Annotated in this window: 18 protein-coding genes; 2 read left to right on the top strand and 16 right to left on the bottom strand. The window is 55.5% G+C overall.

Annotated elements, in window-relative coordinates; translation table 11 throughout:
- Positions 1–47: 47 nt before the first annotated feature.
- Positions 48–317, bottom strand: a complete 270-nt coding sequence (locus ACOYXJ_RS25235) for a DUF2790 domain-containing protein (protein WP_460372180.1) — start codon at positions 315–317, stop codon at positions 48–50.
- Positions 318–813: 496 nt separating this feature from the next.
- Here ACOYXJ_RS25235 and ACOYXJ_RS25230 point away from each other — a divergent pair, with 496 nt between their 5' ends.
- Positions 814–1110: a hypothetical protein gene (locus ACOYXJ_RS25230; protein ID WP_007912147.1), complete on the top strand. Its 297-nt coding sequence runs from the start codon at positions 814–816 to the stop codon at positions 1108–1110.
- Between the two features lie 52 nt (positions 1111–1162).
- Here the strand turns inward: ACOYXJ_RS25230 and ACOYXJ_RS25225 are convergent, their stop codons facing one another.
- The 7 genes from ACOYXJ_RS25225 to ACOYXJ_RS25195 all read right to left on the bottom strand — a co-directional run bounded on the left by ACOYXJ_RS25225 (position 1163) and on the right by ACOYXJ_RS25195 (position 9618).
- Entirely contained in the window at positions 1163–1582 is a 420-nt protein-coding gene (locus ACOYXJ_RS25225; RefSeq protein WP_460372178.1) for a DUF3304 domain-containing protein, read from the bottom strand.
- A 25-nt stretch (positions 1583–1607) separates the two neighbouring features.
- Positions 1608–1964, bottom strand: coding sequence for a DUF3304 domain-containing protein (locus tag ACOYXJ_RS25220; RefSeq protein ID WP_460372176.1), 357 nt, complete (start codon positions 1962–1964; stop codon positions 1608–1610).
- A 511-nt stretch (positions 1965–2475) separates the two neighbouring features.
- On the bottom strand, positions 2476–3219 hold the full coding sequence (locus ACOYXJ_RS25215) for a hypothetical protein (protein ID WP_460372174.1): 744 nt from the start codon (positions 3217–3219) through the stop codon (positions 2476–2478).
- A 114-nt stretch (positions 3220–3333) separates the two neighbouring features.
- The gene (locus tag ACOYXJ_RS25210) at positions 3334–4290 is read right to left on the bottom strand and encodes a hypothetical protein (protein WP_460372172.1); all 957 of its coding nucleotides are present in this window, start codon (positions 4288–4290) and stop codon (positions 3334–3336) included.
- Positions 4281–6995 (bottom strand): toxin VasX, encoded by a 2715-nt coding sequence (locus ACOYXJ_RS25205; RefSeq protein ID WP_460372170.1) that lies wholly within the window; start codon positions 6993–6995, stop codon positions 4281–4283. Before ACOYXJ_RS25205 ends, ACOYXJ_RS25210 begins: the two co-directional genes overlap by 10 nt.
- Positions 6995–7567, bottom strand: a complete 573-nt coding sequence (locus ACOYXJ_RS25200; protein ID WP_095120896.1) for a DUF4123 domain-containing protein — start codon at positions 7565–7567, stop codon at positions 6995–6997. The genes ACOYXJ_RS25205 and ACOYXJ_RS25200 overlap by 1 nt, the downstream gene beginning before the upstream one ends.
- On the bottom strand, positions 7564–9618 hold the full coding sequence (locus ACOYXJ_RS25195; RefSeq protein WP_460372168.1) for a type VI secretion system Vgr family protein: 2055 nt from the start codon (positions 9616–9618) through the stop codon (positions 7564–7566). The genes ACOYXJ_RS25200 and ACOYXJ_RS25195 overlap by 4 nt, the downstream gene beginning before the upstream one ends.
- Positions 9619–9992: 374 nt before the next feature.
- Between ACOYXJ_RS25195 and ACOYXJ_RS25190 the strand changes: the two genes are divergently transcribed.
- Positions 9993–11294 carry an OprD family porin gene (locus tag ACOYXJ_RS25190; RefSeq protein WP_460372166.1) on the top strand — a complete coding sequence of 434 codons (1302 nt, stop codon included), beginning with the start codon at positions 9993–9995 and terminating at the stop codon, positions 11292–11294.
- Positions 11295–11437: 143 nt separating this feature from the next.
- Here ACOYXJ_RS25190 and ACOYXJ_RS25185 read toward each other — a convergent pair whose 3' ends face one another.
- From ACOYXJ_RS25185 to ACOYXJ_RS25150, 8 genes are all read right to left on the bottom strand, one after another.
- A complete protein-coding gene (locus tag ACOYXJ_RS25185) occupies positions 11438–12058 on the bottom strand; it encodes a transglycosylase SLT domain-containing protein (RefSeq protein ID WP_150793391.1) in 621 nt (206 codons plus the stop codon).
- Between the two features lie 45 nt (positions 12059–12103).
- Positions 12104–13042: a carbohydrate kinase family protein gene (locus tag ACOYXJ_RS25180; protein WP_460372164.1), complete on the bottom strand. Its 939-nt coding sequence runs from the start codon at positions 13040–13042 to the stop codon at positions 12104–12106.
- Between the two features lie 13 nt (positions 13043–13055).
- A complete protein-coding gene (gene xylB, locus ACOYXJ_RS25175) occupies positions 13056–14552 on the bottom strand; it encodes a xylulokinase (protein WP_460372162.1) in 1497 nt (498 codons plus the stop codon).
- Positions 14553–14928: 376 nt separating this feature from the next.
- On the bottom strand, positions 14929–16401 hold the full coding sequence (locus ACOYXJ_RS25170; RefSeq protein ID WP_460372160.1) for a mannitol dehydrogenase family protein: 1473 nt from the start codon (positions 16399–16401) through the stop codon (positions 14929–14931).
- A gap of 15 nt (positions 16402–16416) precedes the next feature.
- A complete protein-coding gene (locus ACOYXJ_RS25165; RefSeq protein WP_150793387.1) occupies positions 16417–17520 on the bottom strand; it encodes an ABC transporter ATP-binding protein in 1104 nt (367 codons plus the stop codon).
- A gap of 166 nt (positions 17521–17686) precedes the next feature.
- Positions 17687–18517 (bottom strand): carbohydrate ABC transporter permease, encoded by an 831-nt coding sequence (locus ACOYXJ_RS25160; RefSeq protein WP_007914972.1) that lies wholly within the window; start codon positions 18515–18517, stop codon positions 17687–17689.
- Positions 18518–18524: 7 nt separating this feature from the next.
- Positions 18525–19451 carry a carbohydrate ABC transporter permease gene (locus ACOYXJ_RS25155; RefSeq protein ID WP_095121016.1) on the bottom strand — a complete coding sequence of 309 codons (927 nt, stop codon included), beginning with the start codon at positions 19449–19451 and terminating at the stop codon, positions 18525–18527.
- Positions 19452–19606: 155 nt separating this feature from the next.
- Positions 19607–20917 (bottom strand): ABC transporter substrate-binding protein, encoded by a 1311-nt coding sequence (locus ACOYXJ_RS25150; protein WP_137217900.1) that lies wholly within the window; start codon positions 20915–20917, stop codon positions 19607–19609.
- Positions 20918–21169 lie beyond the last annotated feature (252 nt).

Raw genomic sequence — 21169 nt, 5'->3', positions numbered from 1 at the left:
CCGAAACTCCCCACGCCTACCGCAAACCCGCAAATCAGACGTTTCTGTCAGTTCTGGAAGTTGCACGCGTCAGACAATTTCCGATAGCTGATTTCCTCAGGCTTACCGGCGTTATCGATGTACTTCATGTCGGCCGTGACCACCTTGCACAGTTGCGTTGGCGGCTCGGTCAACGACACCACTTTGGCCACATGCAGCGGCATGCCGTACTCATACAGCACGGCTTTGGACGTCGCGGAGGTGTCATTGGCCTGGGCCAGCCCGGCAAACGCGGTGCAGGCGAGGGCGGCGGCGAGCAATAAAGGACGAATGTTCATAAAAGGACTCCCGTGTGGCGGTTCTAGAGTTCGGCGTGACTCACCCGAACCTGCCGCACTGGGCGACAGCCAGAATGGCTGAGGGCGTGCGGTTCAGTAGAGTTTTTGACCACGGCGTTAAGAGATGGTTAACCGGGCTGAACGCCGGCTGTCAGGGAGTGCGGCGGTTTTCTTTGGAAGGTTTGGCGAATTCCTACAAGGGCAGGTGCCTTGTCTGCTTTCGGCGGCTGGAGCGGGGCGGGTATTGTCGGTTGCCGCTGCAAAATCAGTGGTTCGGGTTTGGTCACCTGAGAAAAGTTCATTGCATATGTGCCATCATTTGCACCGCTCGGATTTCTTGATCCGTGGAGTGCATTGCTATGGCGGCTGTGTGCAGGACGCCTTCGGGCGAGCTGAGTTTTGAACTGTTCTCGGTTGACCAAGCCTGTACACGGCCGCCTCCCACCGTTTGGTCACGGCTATGGCGGTTACCTTCTAATACAGTTGAGTAATCAAAATGCCAATAATTAAACTGCTACAAAACCGCTATCTCCCCCTCAGCAGCAACGTCACCGAAACCCCGACACTGCTCATCGACACCCAAGCCAACCCGAAAGACATCCTCGAAGCCGCCGTCCAGCGCATCCGCGCCGCCGCCGACCTGCTCGAAACCCTGCATTGCCTATGCTTCAAACACGCCGACGTGCAGGACATTCCACACATCACCCATGCGCTTTACCTGCTGACGCAGGATGGCAATGATTTGCTTCAGGTGGCGCAGCAGCAGATGTTGAGTTGGAAGGCGCCGGTTTGATGAGAAATTGAAAGGACTCAGCCACGGGGCGGAGTGAGAAACGACCCGTGTTTCAGCGTGGTAAGGATTCCGTTGAGTGAGGACGCGGATCCAGCACCGTCGATGCCCACTCCAACTCGATACGATTGTTCGGCAGAAAATAGACATGCAACGTGTCATCGCCACGGTTGCGTGAAGGCAAGTGCACTTGCACTTCGTGTCTTTCGATCTTCATTCCCAGATCCTCTTGAGCTTTAGACATGCTCAGAACCCACGCAACCTTAGCGGTGTTGCCATCGATGCTCCAACAGCAGGTCACGCCTCCGTTACCGCCCCAGTGACCATTTACCCAATAGCTGCCGATGGGACGATCAATGTAGTTGTGGGATGTAAGGGCAGCACCGGGAGTACGAACACGGTCATGAATTAGAGATGTCACAAAAGCGGCCAGCAGCACTGTCGCGCAGATCAATATCTTCGAGCGACTGGACATGGGCGTCTGACTGAATCGCATATTCTTACTGCGCCTCACTGTTTTCCGAAACAGCTTTGGTTGGTCGGGGTTCAAATGGGCTAAACAAGTCAGGACTCCATTCGAGCCGTACTTTATTACCCGGATCAAAGCGCACATGCAGGTACTGATCGTGTGGGCCACGCTGGGGAAGCGAAAGCTGAACTTCATGGCGCTCTTCTACCGCGCCCTGTATTTGCTGCTGTTTGGTCATGTCCAATATCCAAGTGACTTTGGCTGTGTCTCCCTCAAATTTGGAGCAGCACATTATTCCACCGCCGCCGTTGGCCAAAAGGTTCCCACCCCAAAATCCATTGACCCAGAAACTGAAAATCGGTCGCACCATGTGGTTTTCCGAAGTCATCATTGCACCTGGCGTGCGGAACAGTGCGAGGATTTTGGGGGTGGCGTAGCTAAGCAGCAATGCCAGTACAGCTAGGGCTATTCGTCTTCGTCGCCATATTCGTTTTCGACGTGCGTCCGCAGCAATATCTATCAAATGACTAAAATTCCAAGGTAATAGGTTACATTCCGGCTTTATGCCTGGAGAGGACTTTACCGATCGCGAACCGATGAGTCACACTTCAAATTTTCCTGGATTAGAATCAAGAGGGTTGCTTTAACTTGGATATAGTAAGCTTATGAGGAGGCTGCACATGCCGCTACCAAGCTGAGGATCTCCAACATTTAATCAAACAGCGAGACCACGCTCGCGTTCCAAATCAATCAATCTTGTCGTTGGACCATCCGCTTCCAGTCGTTCAGTCACGACAGTTGGCCAACGGTTACGCGAACGACGCTTTGCTCTTTCATAAACAAAGTCTTGAATCTTGTTTGATGGATAGAAGACTATATTGTTTAGTAGCATTAAAAGATCAGTGCCAGTTAAGTAATTGCTTCCATCTCCAGCTTCTTTTTTTTTCACGAATGATTTTTCTCCATGCACCTAAGTATTCAGATTGTTTTAAGTTTAGGTCTAACTGGCTTTTTACAAAGTCATCCGATTCGCTATGAGCTCCAGTGTGATCGAACCATGGGCCGTTGTTCATATAAGAGCGAATGTATTCCCAAAATCCTTTCTGCATTTCTAAAGACTTTCCCGCCGGCGTACCAATGCTCACCATAATTTCGTTTTCAGGTTCTCCCAAGCGCTTCATTAATACTTCAACCGAGGCGTTTCTGATGCTCCCAGAATAAATGCCAGCCATGTCGAACTCGCAAGCTACAGCCTCTATTCCCTTCCAAGGAGTATGATAGAGCTCTCCTTCGTTGTCGAAATAGACTTCCTGTGTTCGTCGATTGAAAATTATGGAAAGTGGTAAAGCGCGTCTTGTTTCGATGATGATTGGAACAATGAACAACGGTATCCCGAAAAGTAACATCCAGCCCACTCCGTCCCACTTGCCCAGTAAAGCCATCCAAACGCCAATGATGAGTGCGATTAGAGCTGGAACTCCCCCGAGAAGCCCACTAAGCAAGCCGCGGTTTCGATCACTGCCAATTTTTAGTGAAAGATAGTGTTCTGTGTGTTCATCAGTTATAAAAAGCTCAAGAGGGTGCTCTCCCGTAGACTCGTCGTCACTAAGAACTGCGGTAGGAGCATCACCATATTTCGCCATGATTTTTCATTGCCGTTCTTAAAGCCATGCCATTTCCTTGACTTCGATGGGCGGTAGTGCGTGCCTTCAAGTAAGGAGTAGTAAGCTATTACCTTTCGGTTTCGTGATCATAAGTCAAACAGAAAAACCGCGCTCGCGTTCTAAGTCTATGAGTCTAAGTGTGGGGCCGTCTTGATGTAAGCGTTCTATAACTATTTCTGGCCATAAGTTTCGTGTTTTTCTCTGTACATAATTGTATGTGAAGTCTTGTATAGCATTGGTTGGAAAAAAAATTAAATGTCCAATAAACATAAAAGCGTCAGATGCAGTTAAGTAGTTAGAGTATCCGGATTTGACTTTTTTATCTGTGATCGTTTTTTTCCAGTATCCCAAAAAGTCTGACGGTCTAATATTGCTCGAAAGCGTTTTCTTTATGAATTCATCGGATTCTGCGTGGTTGCCATTTTCATCAAACCATGGGCCATTATTCATGTAGCTGCGAATGTATTCCCAAAACCCTTTTTGCATATCAAGTGTCTTGCCCATTGGGGAACCCAAACTAACCATAAGAGCATTTTCAGGGTCGCCTAGACGTTTTACTAGTATTTCGAGAGAAGCGTTATTTATACCGCCCGTATAAATGCTTGTCATTTGAAATTCACACGCGATAGCTTGAATGTTGTCCCATGGCGTATGATACAAATCACCATTTTGATCAAAATAAACTTCTTTTGTTCTGCGATTAAATAATACAGGTAAAGGCAGTGGTTTTCGCGTTTCAAAATAAAACGGAATAAGGAACATGGCCGCGGCAAGGAAAATACAAAGGCCTACAAGATCCCAACGGCCTTTTATGATCATCATAAATGCCAATGCAATACTTGCGAGAGATCCTACGCCTGCCGCTATACCTGTTATACCTCCTCTATCTGCATCTCCTGCCATCTGTAACGTTAAGTAATTCTCTGTATGTTCATCGGTGATAAATAGTTCGCATGGAGGTTGTCCGGTGCTCTCGCTGGCTTTCAATACGACATTCGATGTGTTGCCGTACTTCGATGCTGCTTGGGCGATAAGGTTTTTTAGATCCATGCTATTTCCTTGATGTCAATAGGGGGCAGGTTCAAACCCTCTAGAGGTGAATAAGTCAGTTTTCCGGATATGCTGTTCAATGCCCGACCTTCGCGATCTACGTGATATACGCGTCTATAGACTGCCGTTTCGGATTCTTTTGAAATTCGCGTGCCCGAGTGGACGTCAAAATCACCACTTGTCCAGATAACTTTTTCACGCTTTCCACCAAGACCAAATATTCCGCCCCAAATCTCCTCTCCCTCAAATTTAACCATGTTGGACGTGAGTTTTTCTTTGCCTGGTAACTTCAGTAGGAGATATGTGCTCTCAATTACGCCCTTGTATGGGTTCATTTCATTTAAACGATAAGCATCAAAACTAATCGGGAAAACAATTTTATAAAACTCGTTCATTGTTTTTTTATAGTCCCCGGACCAGTCAGCGGGGCTGATTCCAAATTTAGTTCCCTTTATCCATTTTTCCAAGGGAGTGTCTTGTGTGTATAGTCTTGCGACAATACCGCCGACAATTAATATGCTGAGCCCTAATGCTTTAAAACCGATATGAGGGACCTGTGTCACGCCTCGTCCAATCGCGGCAGCGTCTCCAGCAATAACTGCCGCCCGAGCGGCACGTACTGCACGGAATGTTTTTACATAAAGAGAGATATTTGCCGACGAGGCAGCAGTTAGTCCTGCATTGACACTTGCAGTGTCATAATCACCCGTCTGATATGCTTCAAAAGTGTCTAATCCATATGCGAGTACGTCCACGGCCGCCGTAAGAGTCTGTAGTCCTGCGGCTTTCCAGCCAAAACCTAATGCGTCAGCCAGTGCGACACGTGCGACAGAAGATTCTTTGCCTGATGCGGTTAATGCTGCCTCCCAGTTAGTTTCCGCGACTTTTTGCCAAATCGCGGCAGACGCGGCCGCCATACCAAAAGCTCCACCTATAGAGCTGAGAATTGTTTTCGCAGAAGGTGTATTCCAAGCATCATTAGCAGCTGATCTGAGATTTAGTGCTGCAAAAATTGCAACGAGGCATTTGATTGGCGCTTTATCTAGTGAGGCTTTGCTTAGGCTTAATAGGTTTGTTAAGTTTGTTTCATTTTTAACTATGTTGGAGACAGAAGGAAGCTTGACTTTTGATGCGTCAGCACTTGCAGTTGGCGCTAAAGAGTAAAATGGAAGTTCGTCTTCTAATGCCATTGAAGAGGAGGATGCACTTTTCTCTAGGGAGTGGGAGGGCGTTGTTTCGAGTAGGTCGCTAATCCACTTCCCGATTTGTCTTGAATTAACCTTTTCGATATTTAATTTTTGTTGGCTACGGCCGAGTGCAGCGCTCAGATAAATTTTTGATATTTTTTGTTCTGCTGGCGCAGGGTTTTGTAAGTTTGAACCTAGTATTGGTGAAAGTGCTAGTAGTAAAGCTTCTTGTGACTTCGCAGGGTTGTGCGTTGTTAAGTTTTTTGCGGCGTTATTGATTGCGGCTGCTAGAGCTATCGCTTTGCTTGTTTTTACTGAAGCGCTGGCAAGGCCAGGTATATTGTCTCTAGCTGCATCTGCGAGATCTACGATAGATTTAATTTCCGCAATTGTTAAGCGCTGACTCAGTCCCAGTAACGCCCACAGCAACCAAGGCTTCCCTGTCCCTTGTTTATCAGGATCAAGCGCTTCACTCAATGCTTTTGCGCTAAGACTGCAACTAGAGGGGCCAAGGCATGCAGACGCGAAATTTATCTCAAGAGTTGTTCGCGAGTCTGGAGTGGTGATGTCGAAGTGACCAGCTGCCGTGTCTAAGGTCGAAGGGCCTTTCGCCTCAAATGTTTTTAACCAGTCATTCCATAAAATAGAAAGACGGCGGCGATCATCATTGTAACGAACCTCTTCAGTATCCAGCTCTTCCCAGGCTGTTTTCAGTTCTTTGTAGCGTGTGATTGAGGGGAGTTGCTCTTTGATCTTGGCATCATTATCAGCAAGAGACTTTAGTGCTCCCGCCATAGCCCAGTCTTCTGAACGTTTTTTACGACGTTGGTCAAAGGCGTCATGCTGAGAACGCAACATAGCAGCCAAGTCAATCCAAACCCCCCATGGATCATCAGCAATAACATAAGCTTGCTGCTCGCACCGCTTCATGTCATCCAACATTGATGACCAATTAGGTTTGTTTTTGGTTTCCGGCACGCAACTCCATTTGAAGCCAATAGGCTCCATATAATCGCCGATGCGCTCATGGATGCTGGCTGCCTTGCCGCTAGCGGGTGCGGCACCGGGAGTGAAGTTTCGCATGACTCTCGTGCGGACTTTGGCTTGATCTTTCGCTGCGGAGAATTGTTTGTCGCTCCACTTGGCGGGAGACCACGAGATCATCGCGGGTGTCCCTGCGGGCAACATCAAGTAAGGTTTGGAGGATGCGTCGAGTACTTTGCCGCCGCGAGAGGTCTCCTTCAGCATCGCTGCTTCAACACTAAACTCAATCAGCTTTTCAGGAGATGATTGCCAAACGTACAACCAACCATTACGTAGTAATCGCGCTGTGTAGTTCAGTGCCTTATCGCGGGTGGAATCGTTGTCATCTCCCAACTCTGGAAACGTTCCATTTACAGGTGGCAAGTCGAACGCGCTGACATCAATGGCGTGAGAAGGTCCAATAGCATAACGCAACGGTACGACCGCGGTAATCAACGGACACGCAGCGGGTTTGATAGTCGGTTTGTCAGTCATTACACCGCCTCCTGCGGAGTGTCTGTATCTGTTGCCAGCGCTTGTAACAAAGGCCAGTCGAGCACAATCTGCGCATCAATGCCGGTATCAGCTGGAGCGCTATCTAGATCAGGGAAGTTGTTGGTCCATGCGAGCTGCACTTTTCCTTCATGACGTAACCAGACGCTTTCAACTCCGAACCAAAAACCAGCCGGCCAGCTTGCTCCTGATAGCCATGCCTGACGCAGTGGTAGACCGTCGGCCAGCCGTAACCAATATTCTTGGCGGTCAGGAGAGTAGATCCGGGTGCGGCGCTGAAGGAGCTTAAAAATTTCAACCATTGGCTTCTGAGTTTGTAGCCATACAGCGTCATTTAAGTTTGCATCGCCTTGCAACCAGTCGTTCCGAGCTGTGCTGTCGCTAAGAGCGTCGAGCAAGATGGGGCCTGCTTCAGCTATCGGGGCGTAAGGAGTGGCTTGCAGTAGTGGCATGAAGCGATGGCCAGGATAATTTTTAGGCAACCATTTCAACGCGTCATCAAACCTTGCGCCATCTATCAAAAGGAATCCTTGAGAATTCGGAAGCGTGGTCATTGCTTCGCTCCTTTGGCTGCTTTAGCTGCCTCACAAACTTCGCATACCCCGGATCGGGTGCGGCGGAACAAGATATTTTGTTTTATCAATGCCAGAAGCGGTAACCCGGGTTTGTCTGCATCAGCTATTTTTAGTATCCCCGGCAGTAACGGCGCAGCAGGCGTTCCAACCCCTGGCGCACCACCGGTATTGATCTTCACTTCAGCGCCACTGATGGTCACGCCTCCAGCATCGACCTTCACAAAACTCCCACCAGCCTTGGCCGTGAGTTCCATGCCACCCTCAACCACAACCTTGTCGCCGGCGTGGTAGTGAATCTCTGTCCCGGCCTCGACAAACTGCGCAGCCCCCACTTTTAGGTGCTGGGTGACACCGACGGTCAGGTGATCATCCGCACGCATCTCGCTAATCCGATCCAGATGCGTAATCCGGTGCTCTTCAACCTTGAACTCGCTCAGCGTGTTGGCTTCAACGGTGTCATGCCGTTCATTGCCCACCCGAATCTTCTGGTCGTGCTCGATGTTTTCGTCCCAATCGCGTTGGGCGTGGATGTAGATCTGCTCGACGCCTTTCTTGTCCTCGATGCGGAATTCGTTGTAGCCCTTGCCGCCCGGTGAACTCAGGGTTTTGAACGTGCTGCGGGTTTTGTTGGCCGGCAGGTCGTAGGGGACGACGTTTTCCTTGTGGTACAGGCAACCGGTGACCAGTGGCTGATCGGGGTCGCCTTCGAGGAAGGTGACGAGGACTTCCATGCCGATGCGCGGGATGGCGATGCCGCCGTATGCTGCGCCGGCCCAGCCGCTGGCGACGCGCATCCAGCAGGTGGTTTTGTCGTTGGACTGACCGTCGCGGTCCCAGTGGAATTGCACTTTGATGCGGCCGTATTGGTCGCAGTGGATTTCTTCGCCTGCGGGGCCGGTGACCACGGCGGTCTGGCTGCCGAGGACTTTCGGTTTCGGGTGTTCAAGGGCAGGGCGGTAGTGCGCGTCCCACGGTGTGGCGAGGAAGCTGTTGCGGTAGCCCTGGTGGAAATCGCTTTTGTTGTCGGTGACGTCGCTGGTGACGTTCTCGCCGAGTACTTGCGGTTGTTTGCCTTCGTGGAAGACTTCCAGCAGCAGCCACAGGTCGTTCCATTCGGCGCGTGGATGTTCGGCCAGCGTCAGAAAATGGCCGCTGGTGAGGGTTGGTTCGTCACCTTTGCCTTCGGCGAGTTTGTAGTCGCTGCGATGGCGTTCGAGGGCGCGGGTGGAGAGGAACTTGCCGCGCTCGCGGGTGGTGAAGCGGCCGGGGTAGTCGTAGTCCTCGAGGTCCGGGGCGAACTCGGTTTTGACCGCGCCTTCGGGGAGGATCTTTGGTTTTTCGAAGTCGTAATCGCGGCGGCTGACGCGGGTGGTGCGGGTTTCCAGACGCAGGTTGAAGCGTTTGATCACCGGTTTGTCGGCGGCCATGCCGGAGTCTTGCTGGTAGCTCACGGCTTTGAGTTTGCGGAACACGGTCTGGTCGTCGCCGAACACCAGTTTGTGGCCGCTGCTGCTGTGCTGGAAATGGAAGTGAATGCCTTCCTCTTCGCACAGGCGCTGGATGAAGTGCAGGTCGGATTCGTCGTACTGCACGCAGTACTCGCGTTCCGGGTATTCGGCGTTGAGCTGGAAGCTGTAGGCGTCGGCAAGAATGCCGCGATCTTCCAGCACCTGAGCGATGATTTTCGGCACGGTCAGTTGCTGGAAAATCTGCTGATCGTGGTTGTGCCGCAGGTAGGCCAGTTGTGGCACCAGGCTGAGGCTGTAACGGGTCAGGGTCTTGCCAGAGTCGCCTTGCTCGATGCGATAGACCAGACCGTGGATCTTGCCTTCGCCGGTGGCGCCGAAGGTCAGGACGCCGGGCTTGTGCAGCAGCTCTTCGAGTTTGAGGTCGGGGCGGGCGCTGACGAGTTCGAGGTCGAAACGGAACGGTTGGTTGAGGGCTTCGCGACCGGTGAAGCTGAGGACTTGCAGGTCGGCGTTGGCGCCTTCAAGCGTGAGGGTAATGTGGGTTGCGTTGGCGTCCAGCATGCCTTGAATTCCGTCCGTTGAATAAGCAGGGGACGGATGATGGAGGATTCGGCCGCCTCGTTCAAGGCACAAAAGCCGTAGGTCTGGCAGGTTTGCGGTATAGGGAAAACCCTTAGATGAGGTGTTTGGCCCAATGAAACCTGGCGTTTGTTGCGAGTTGACGTTGATTGCCGGCAACTTTTCCCACGACCTTGGGTTGAAGAATCCGCAGTCAGATTCAGACTAAAGTCGCCTGTAGCACGTCAAAGCCATCTGCCATCATTGCCGCTCACCCCTGCGTGTTCACTTTCTCCTGGTTCAATTCGACCCGGGACGGGAGCTATTTTTCTGGCTTGTTGCGCGCTTGCGCAAACGCTGCATTGTTGGAGTTTTTCATGCGTCCCCCATTTCCCCTCATCACCCCGCGCCAGTCGTTTGGCTTCGGAGCCTTTGTGCTGTGCGCAGGTTTTACCGCACAGGTTCAGGCCAGCGGATTTTTTGAAGACACCACGGCGAAGATCGAATCGCGCACGGTGTACTTCAACCGCGATTTCCGTGATGGGAGCACCTCGAACGCTCAGGGCGCCTCCAAGCGTGAAGAGGCGGCACAGGGCTTTATTCTCAACCTGCAATCGGGCTACACCGAAGGTACCGTGGGTTTTGGTATCGATGCGCTGGGCATGCTCGGCTTTCAACTCGACTCCAGCCCGGACCGCAGCAACAGCGGCTTGCTGCCTTCCAGCGGCAACGATCCACGCGGGTCGAAAGGCCAATACGCGAAAATGGGCCTGACCGCCAAGGTCAAGGTTTCGGACACGGTGCTGAAGTACGGCGCGCTGTTGCCGGATCTGCCGTTGCTGAAATACAACGACGGTCGATTGCTGCCGACCATGTTCAATGGCGCGATGCTCACTTCTAAAGAGGTGAAAGACCTGACCTTCATGGCCGCGCGCCTGGACAAGTACACCGCGCGCGATTCCACCGACTCGCAAGACATCCGCGTGCACTGCAAGAACAAGCGCTACGCCTGCAACACCACCGCCGACCATTTCGACATGTACGGCTTCGATTACAAGATCAACGATCGCCTGACTGCGCAGTATCACTACGCCGAACTGGAAGACATTTATCGTCAGCACTTTGTCGGGTTGCTGGGTAATCAACCGTTAGCTGGCGGTGTACTTAAAGCGGATCTGCGCGTGCTGAAAAGTGCCGACAGCGGTGATGCCAAGGCCGGTTCCATCGATAACCGTGCGTTGAGCGGCATGTTGTCCTATGCGCACAGCGGCCATACGTTCAGCGCTGGTTGGCAGCGTATGAACGGCGACAACTCGATGCCGTACCTCGATGGCAGCAATCCGTATCTGGTCAACTATGTGCAAGTCAATGACTTCGCCGCTGCGCAGGAACGCTCGTGGCAGTTGCGTTATGACTATGACTTCAAAGCCATTGGCATTAATGGTTTGAGCTTCCTGACGCGTTATGTGAACGGTGATCACATCAAGGTGTTGGGCAGTGATCAGGAAGGCAAAGAGTGGGAACGCGACAGCGAGTTGAAGTATGTGATTCAGACGGGCACGTTCAAGGATGTGAGTTTGCGATTGAGGAATGCTACGTATCGAACCAACTATGAGAAGTTTGCCCGGGATGTGGATGAGACACGGTTGATTGTGAGTTTTAGCTTCTCGGTGTTGTAGGTCTTGGATGTGTAGTGCTTGATCGGGCGCTATCGCGAGCAGGCTCACTCCTACAGGGGATCTTCAGTGGACGCGGATATCGTGTTCGACATTGATCCATTGTAGGAGTGAGCCTGCTCGCGATGAGGCCCTTGAAGTCACCGTTACAACCAATTCCAGAACCGGCTCCAGAACCCCCGATTCAAATCCTCTTTGCACCCGGCATATTGCCGCGCATACACATCCGAACGATTTTGCACTTTGCGCGCCGTCGGCATCAGCCAGGCTTTGCTCGCGTAGGTCTTGTTGCGGAATCCGCCCCAGCCTTCGTGGTAGTTGAGGTACTGGTTATAGGCGTCGTACTTGTACACGCCGTTGATCGAATAGGTCTTGTCCATGTACCAGCCGACAAAGTCGATGGCGTCGTCGAAGTCTTCGCGATCGGCGCCGCTGCGGCCGGTGCTTTTCTGGTAGTCGGCCCAGACTTCATCTTTGGCTTGCGCATAACCCGAGGCGGTTGAGACGCGGCCCCACGGGATTACCCACAGCAGGTATTTACGCGGGGTTTTGGCATCGTAGCGGTAGCCGGATTCCTGATACATGATCGCGAAGGGCACCTGAATCGGCACGCCCCAGCGTTTTTGCGTGACTTGCGCAGCGTCGTACCAGTCGCTTTTCTCGCGGAAGATTTCGCAGATGTCTTCCGGCGAACGGGGCGGCGAGGTGCCGCACCCGCTCAGTAGCGTTGCCAGTGTCAGTAGTCCAAGCGTCTGCCTGTAATTCAAAAGCCGTTATCCCGTCGTGCGCAAAAAGGCCGACAGTCTACGCGCTCAGCTCAATTGATGACGATAGGGCAGATCCGGGCCGGTCTTGCTGCAGGTCAGCGCGGCGGCTTGCACGGCGAACTTGAGCATGGCGTCGATCTGCTCGCGAGCGAGTTGCTGCACGCCTTCGACCGAATCCAGACCGTGCTCGGTCAACCAGGTGATCAACGCGGCCTGGAAGGTGTCGCCGGCGCCAACGGTGTCGGCGATTTTCACCGAGGCCGCCGGCACCGACCAGTTGCCATGCTGGCGGCTGAACACACTGGCGCCGTCGCCGCCACGGGTGAGGAAGACGATCTGGCAGCGGTGCTCGAGCCAGCCTTCGATCACCCGTTGCGGGTCTTGTTCGGGATAGAGCAGGCTCAGGTCTTCGTCGCTGACCTTAATCAGATCAGCGAGTGGCACCAGCGTCGCGATGCGCTCGCGCCACAGGTCGATGTTTGGCTCTGGGTTGAGACGCACGTTCGGGTCGAGGGTGATCAGGCGTTTGCTGCTCTCGCGCTGTACCAGTTTCAGCAAGGTGTCGCCGATCGGCTGCACCACCAGCGAGAACGAGCCAATATGCAAGCCGCGAACATCCGGCCCCAGCGCCGGCAGATGCGCAAGACTCAGTTGTCGATCGGCGCAGCCTTCACCGCGAAAGCTGTAGTGCGGCGAGCCATTGGCACCGACGGCGACCATGGCCAACGTGGTCGGCGCGGCGAAATCCACCAGATAGTCCGGGCACACACCTTCGTCCTGCAGCACTTGCTGCAAGCGGCGGCCGAGGTAGTCGGTGGACAGTCCGCCGAACAGGGCCGAGTCCACGCCCAGACGGCGCAAACCCACGGCGACGTTGAACGGCGAGCCGCCGGCAATCGCCTTGAAATTGACTTTCGAGGCCAGCCCGCTGGCGTCGTCTTCACTGAAAAAATCAAACAGGGCTTCGCCACACACCAAATACATAATTGTTTGCTCTTTATAGGGTTGCGACATGCTGTTGATAGCGTTCATAGGCCTGCTGGAACGCCGCGACGTTGGCGGCAATCGGCAGGGTTTCACTGCTTGAATCGAGTTTCACGCAGCGCTGACACAGGTCGGCGAGGGTGTTTTCGTGGCCGTTCGACCAGGATTTGCACCACGCCGCCTGAATCCCCGCGCCGAGGGCGGCGGCTTCGCTTTGTTCGGTGCAGATCACCGGGGTGTTCATGATGTCGGCAACGATCTGCCGCCACACCGCGCTTTTCGAACCGCCGCCGATCAGGCAAATGCTGCGGCTTTGTAAACCATTGTGGCGGAGCAAATCCAGTCCGTAACGTAGACCGAAGGTGGTGCCTTCGACGGCGGCGCGGCAGAGGTTGGCCTGGGTCAGGTTATCCAGCGTCAAGCCGTGCAGGCTGCCGGTGGCGTGGGGTAGGGCAGGGACGCGCTCGCCATTGAGAAACGGCAGCATGCTCACGCCGTCGGCGCCGATGGGAGCCTGGGCGACGAGGTCGTTGAACTGCTGCAGATCGAGGTCGAACAGTTCGCGAATCGCGCCGGTGGCGTTGGTCAGGTTCATGGTGCAGATCAGCGGCAACCACCCGCCGCTGGACGAGCAGAAGGTCGCGACCGAGGCGTCCGGGCTGACTTTCGGCACCTCGGAATAGGCGTACACCGTGCCGGAGGAGCCGAGGCTCATGGTGATCGCGCCGGGCTGTATATTGCCGGTGCCGATGGCGCCCATCATGTTGTCGCCACCACCGCTCGATACCAGCGCATTGGGGTTGATGCCGAGGTGTTCGGCAATCGCCGGCAAAATGGTGCCGACAGATTGATGTGCATCGATCAGCTCAGGCAATGCGGCTTGCAGGCGTCCGCTGGCGTCGATGTCGCGCAGCAGTTGCAAGTCCCATTGGCGCGTGCGCACGTTGAAATAGCCGGTGCCGGAGGCGTCGCCGTACTCACTGCAGGCGCGGCCGGTGAGCCAGAAGTTCAGGTAGTCGTGGGGCAGCAGAATGCGCGCGATGCGTGAGAACACCACAGGGTGTTGTTCTTTGGTCCAGAGTAGTTTCGACACGGTGTAGCCCGGCGCGATGACCACGCCGAGGCGTTCCAGCGAACCTTTTTCACCGCCCAGATGCACCAGCAGACGGTCATTTTCGGCGCTGGTTTCGGTGTCGCACCAGAGTTTGGCCGGGCGCAGCACTTCGCCTTGATCATCGAGCAGGACCAGACCGTGTTGCTGGCCGGAGACGCCGATGCCGAGGATTGACTGGCCGTCGACATTCGCCGCGAGCAATGCCTGGCGGGTGGCGAGGGTGAAGGCTTCCAGCCATTGCTGGGTGTCTTGCTCGCGACGGCCGTTGGCGCCGCTGATCATCGTGTGTGCGGCGGCGCCTTGGCCGAGGACTTGACCGCTGATGGCGTCGAGGATAATGGCTTTGGTGCCTTGGGTGCCGCAGTCGATGCCGAGGAACAGTTGTTGTGTTGTCATGTGTGAACCACTCGGGGTGTGGTGAAGATCAAGAGCTTACCCCCTCACCCCAGCCCTCTCCCCCAAGGGGGCGAGGGGGAAGGGAGCCGATCGGGGGCTGTTCAAAACCTGAGCTCGACTCCGGATATCTCAAACCGGGGCTGTTCAAAACCTGAGTTCGACTCCGGTTCTCTCAAACCGGGGCTGTTCAAAACCTGAGTTCGACTCCGGATATCTCAAATCGGGGCTGTTCAAAATCTGAGTTCGACTGCGGTTCTCTCAAACCGGAGCTGTTCAAAACCTGAGTTCAACTCCGGACTTTCAGGTCGATGTATTCCGAAAGAACCACTCGGTCAGTCCCCTCTCCCTTTGGGAGAGGGTTAGGGTGAGGGGCTTTTCAGGCGAGTATCCGTTCCAGAGTCCGCGTCACACCGTCTTCACGCAAGCTGTTGCAGCACCACTCAAACGCCGCCACAAACTCCGCCGAACGCGGTATCGCCGTGCCGAAAATCTCCTCGACCGCCAATAACCGCTGGGTAATTAAAGCATCGTCCGCCACCAACGCCTGACAAAACACGGCGCGCGGATCCGGGATCGAATAGGTATCACCATTCTCATCCACACCCTTCAAATACAACGCCCAAGCCGCCACTACCAACGCCGCACGTTTAGTCTCCTGCCCATCAGCAATCAACCGGTTGATCGTCGGAATGGTGAACTTGGGAAATTTCGACGAGCCGTCCGAGCACACCCGCTCAAGCTGATCGGCAATCGCCTGATTGGAAAAACGCGCCACCAGCGTGTTTTTGTAATCCGTCAGGTCAATGCCCGGCACCGGCGCCAGTTGCGGGGTCACGTCCAGATCCATGTAGGCGCGCATGTAACGCACGAACAGCGGGTCGTTCATGGTCTCGTGCACAAAGCGATAGCCCTTCAAAAAGCCCAGATACGTCAGCGCCAGATGGCTGCCGTTGAGCAGTTTGATCTTCATTTCTTCATAGGGCGAAACATCGTCGGTGAACTGCACGCCGACCTTCTCCCAAGCCGGGCGACCGTTGACGAATTTGTCCTCCAGCACCCATTGCACAAACGGTTCACAGACCACCGGCCAGGCATCGTCGACGCCGTGTTTGTCGGCCAGTTGCAAGCGATGCGCGGTGCTGGTCATTGGGGTGATGCGGTCGACCATGGCGTTGGGGAAACTGACGTTGGCGTCGATCCAGCTGCACAGATTGCTGTTGCGCAACGTGGCAAATGCCAGCAGCGCTTTGCGCGTCACGGCGCCGTTGTGCGGCAGGTTATCGCAAGACATCACGGTAAACGCCGGGATGCCCGCCGCGCGGCGTTTTTCCAGGGCTGCACACAAAAAGCCGAACACGGTTTTCGGGTCCTCTGGGTGGGCCAGATCGTGTTGGATCTGCGGCAGGTGCGCCATGAATTCGCCGTTGCTGTCGTCAATGCAATAACCACCCTCGGTGATGGTCAGCGAGACGATGCGGATCTGTGGGTCGGCGAGTTTATCGATCAGCGCCTGAGCGCCGTCCTCGGCCAGCAGCATGTCGCGAATCGCGCCAATCACGCGCACTTCGGTGTCGTCGCTGTCACCGAGTTCGAACAGGGTGAACAGGTAATCCTGCTCCTTGAGATCGTCGCGGGCCCGGCGGTCTTCGGCGCGCAGGCCGACGCCGCAAATCGCCCAGTCGAGGGCTTCGCCGGTGTTCATCAGAGCATCGGTGTAGTACGCCTGATGCGCGCGGTGGAAGCCGCCGACCCCGATGTGGGCGATGCCCTGACGGGTGTCGCTGAGGCTATAGGCCGGCAGATGCACTTCGGCGGCCAGACGTTGGAGGTTCTGTTGGTTGAGTTTCATCGGGAATTCTCGAAATCAGGCCGCGGCGCGCAGCGGACGGGTCAACGCGACACCTTCGGCATCGAATAAATGGCAGTGCGTCGGATCGAGGTGCAGGCTCAGTTGCTCGCCATAACGGCTGGCCAGATCCCCGCGCACGCGCATGGTCAGAGCTTCGCCGGCATTGGTGGTGACGTGGCAGAAAGTGTCGCTGCCCAAGCGTTCGCTGACGTCGGCGGTGACTTGCAGCGTGCAGTCGCCCGCTTGCGCCAGCTCCAGATGTTCCGGGCGAATGCCCAACGTCACGGCGCTGCCGACACTCAGATTGCCGGCGTTGAACGGCAGGGTGATGCGCGTTCCGGCGTCCAGCGAGACTTCGCAGCTCTGGCCATCGACGCGGGCAATCTTGCCTTTGAGGAAGCCCATTTTCGGCGTGCCGAGGAACCCGGCCACGAAGAGGTTCGCCGGGTTGTGATAGAGGTCCAGCGGCGAGCCGACCTGCTCGATCTTGCCGCCATTGAGCACCACGACTTTGTCGGCCATGGTCATCGCTTCGACCTGATCGTGGGTGACGTAGATCATCGTCGCTTGCAGGTCTTTGTGCAGGCGCAGCAGCTCCAGGCGCATCTGCACGCGCAGCGCGGCGTCGAGGTTGGACAGCGGTTCGTCGAACAGGAAGATTTTTGGATTACGCACGATGGCGCGACCGATCGCCACGCGCTGGCGCTGGCCGCCGGAGAGCTGTTTCGGCTTGCGCTCAAGCATTGGCCCGAGCTCGAGAATCCGCGCCGCTTCGCCGACTTTCTTCTCGACTTCGGCTTTCGGTACGCCGGCCAGATCGAGGGCAAACGACATGTTTTTCTTCACGGTCATGTGCGGATACAGCGCGTAGGTCTGAAACACCATCGCCAGATCGCGCTTGGCCGGGCTGACCTCGGTGATGTCGCGGCCATCCAGTTCAATGGTGCCGTCGCTGACTTCTTCCAGACCCGCAATCAGCCGCAGCAGGGTGGATTTCCCGCAACCGGATGGGCCGACGAAGACTACGAATTCCTTGTCGTTCACTTCCAGGTCGATGCCTTTGATGATGGAGAAGCCTTCGAAGCCTTTTTGCAGATTCTTGATTTTCAGGTTGGCCATGATGATGGGCCTCCGCAATGTTGTTATTCGTATGAGCCTTGCAGGCTTTTTTGTGGGAGCGAGCCTGCTCGCGAAGGGGTCGTGTCAGTCGCCATCAGGGTTGAATGACACTCCGCTTTCGCGAGCAGGCTCGCTCCCACAGGGGATAGGGTTGGATTCGGGATATTCATTTCACGGCGCCAAAGGAGAGGCCGCGTACCAGTTGTTTCTGGCTGATCCAGCCGAAGATCAGAATCGGCGCACACGCCAGGGTCGACACCGCCGACAACTTGGCCCAGAACAAGCCTTCCGGACTTGAATACGAGGCGATCAATGCCGTTAGTGGCGCGGCTTTCGACGAGGTCAGGTTCAGCGACCAGAACGCCTCGTTCCAGCACAGAATCAACGACAGCAGCACGGTCGAGGCGAGGCCGCCCTTGGCGATCGGCAGCAGCACGCGGACCATTTCCTGCCACAGTGTGGCGCCGTCGAGGCGGGCGGCTTCGAGGATGTCTTTGGGGATGTCCTTGAAGTAGGTGTAAACCATCCAGACCACTATCGGCAGGTTGATCAGCGTGTAGATCACGATCAGCGCGATGCGCGTGTCGAGCAGGCCAAAGCTCTTCGCCAGCAGGTAGATCGGCATCAGCACGCCCACCGGTGGCAGCATCTTGGTCGAGAGCATCCACAGCAGCGTGCCTTTGGTGCGCTGGGTTTCGTAGAACGCCATCGAGTACGCCGCCGGCACCGCGATCAACAGGCACAGGGCCGTGGCGCTGAAGGAGATCACCACCGAGTTCCAGGCGAAACTGAAGTAATCGCTGCGCTCATTAATGTGCAGGTAGTTCTCCAGTGTCGGCGTGAAAATGAACTGCGGCGGTGTGGCGAACGCGTCGATTTCGGTTTTGAAACTGGTCATCAGCATCCAGAAGATCGGGAAGAAGATCACGATCGCGATGGCCCAGGCCAGGGTGCCGAGCAGCAGGCTTTGCAGCCGGCGGGATTGTTGAAGGGTCATGGAGGCCTCAGGCTTTGTCAGTCAGGTTTTTGCCGATCATCCGCACCAGAATGATCGCGGCGATGTTGGCGATGACCACGGCAATCAAGCCGCCCGCCGACGCCATGCCGACGTCGAACTGCACCAGCGCCTGGTTGTAGATCAGGTAGGCGAGGTTGGTCGAGGCGTAGCCGGGGCCGCCGTTGGTGGTGGTGAAAATCTCAGCGAAGACCGACAGCAGGAAGATCGTTTCGATCATCACCACCACGGCAATTGGCCGCGCCAGATGCGGCAGGGTCAGGTGCCAGAAGATCGCGATCGGCCCCGCACCGTCGAGGCGCGCGGCCTCTTTCTGTTCCTGGTCGAGGGACTGCATCGCGGTCATCAGAATCAGGATGGCGAAGGGCAGCCATTGCCACGAGACAATGATGATGATCGACAGCAAGGGGTAATGGGCGAGCCAGTCCACCGGCTGCGCGCCGAACAGCTTCCAGATGTAGGCAAGGATCCCCGATACCGGATGGAAAATCAGGTTCTTCCAGATCAGCGCACCGACCGTGGGCATGATGAAAAACGGTGAAATCAGCATGACCCGGACGATGCCGCGACCAAGGAATTCACTGGCCTCGAGCAACGCGCTGATCAATACGCCCAACACCACACTGATCAGCAACACGCTACCGACCAGCAACAGCGTGTTGGTGGCGCCGGGCATGAAGCCCGAGTCGGTCAGGAAATAGCTGAAGTTCTCCAGCCCGACGAATTCGTTTTCACCTGGGTAGAGCAGGTTGTAGCGGATCATCGAGAAGTAAATGGTCATGCCCAGCGGCACGATCATCCACAGCAGCAACAGGGCCACCGAAGGGCTGACCAGAAACCAGCCGGGGTTGCGTACGCGGACCTTGCGCGCAGGTTGCGACAGGTCGAGGTGGGCTTTGGCAGTTGAAGTATTCATGGCGATCACAACCGAGTCATACAGACCTATGGAGATCCCATGTAGGAGCGAGCCTGCTCGCGAAAGCGCGGGATCAGTGCCATGTGTATTGGCTGGCATGACGCCTTCGCGAGCAGGCTCGCTCCCACAGGAGGCAGGAGCAAGTCGTTCAGCGGTTACTTGGGATAACCGGCGCGCTTCATCTCGCGTTCAGTGGTTTGCTGCGCAGCAGCCAGGGCTTGATCCACCGTGGTCTGGCCGATCAGCGCCGCCGAGAACAGCTTGCCCACCTGCGTACCCACGGCCTGGAATTCAGGAATGGTCACCAGTTGAATGCCGATGTACGGCACCGGTTTCAGCGTCGGTTTGCTCGGGTCAGCCGCTTTGAGCGATTCCAGCGTGACCTTGGCGAACGGCGCGGCGCTCATGTAGGCATCGCTGTAGGTCGAGGCGCGAGTCCCCGGCGGTACGTTGGCGATGCCGTCGGTCTTGGCCACCAGCGCACCGTACTCTTTGGAAGTAGCCCAGGCGCTGAACTCTTTCGCCGCGTCTTTGGCTTTGGAGCTGGTCGGGATCGCCAGCGCCCATGAATACAACCAGGCCGAACCCTTGTCGGTGACCTGATGCGGGGCGAAGGTGAAGCCGACGTGATCGGCAACCTTGCTCTGGGTCTTGTCGGTGACGAACGAGCCGGCAACGCTGGCATCGACCCACATTGCGCATTTGCCGCTGTTGAACAACGCGAGGTTTTCGTTGAAACCGTTGCTGGAGGCGCCCGGCGGGCCGGATTTCTTCATGGTGTCGACGTAGAAGTTCAGCGCGTTTTTCCATTCCGGCCCGCTGAATTCCGGCTTCCACTGTTCATCGAACCAGCGCGCGCCATAGGCGTTGGCAACCGTGGTGATCAGCGCCATGTTCTCGCCCCAACCGGCCTTGCCGCGCAGGCAGATGCCGTATTGCTCCTTGTCTTTGTGAGTGAGTTTTTCGGCGAAACCGGCGATCTGCTCCCAGGTCGGACGCTCGGGCATGGTCAGGCCGGCATCCTTGAACAGGTCGGTGCGGTAATAGGTGATCGAGCTTTCCGCATAAAACGGCAGGGCGTACAGCGAACCCTTGACCGACAGGCCTTCACGCACCGACGGGAACACATCGTCGAGGGCGTAACTGGCCGGCAGATCCTTCATCGGTTCCAGCCAACCCTTGGCGCCCCACAGTGCCGCTTCGTACATGCCGATGGTCAACACGTCGAACTGACCGCCCTGAGTGGCGATGTCGGTGGTCAGGCGTTGGCGCAGGACGTTTTCTTCCAGCACCACCCAATTGAGTTTGATGTCCGGATGCTCGGTCTCGAAGGTTTTCGAGAGCTTTTGCATACGGATCATGTCGCTGTTGTTGACGGTGGCGATGGTCAGCGTCTGGGCGCCAAGGCTGACGCTGCTGAGGGTCATGCAGGTGAGGGCAAGCAGAGCTTTTGCAGTGGGTTGCATCGTGCACTCCTTTTCTGCGTCCGGTGGGAGGCAGAAGGACAGTTATTGTTTTTGTGTCTTCCGACGACAGGAAGAATGTGCACTGATTACAGCCTTCAATCGCAGGGCTGACAAATCATCCCTAGCACTTTTATCGATACTTTTTTGCACTGGGCTTTTGTGGGGGCAACGCAGGGCAGGGCTTTCCAGCGGGGAGGCGCCATCGAATGAGTACAGGTTTCTGATGTCGACACAGCCCCTTGTAGGAGTGAG

The organism is Pseudomonas sp. Tul2A7 (assembly GCF_054790505.1).
This window is presented reverse-complemented; position numbering and strand designations above follow the sequence as displayed.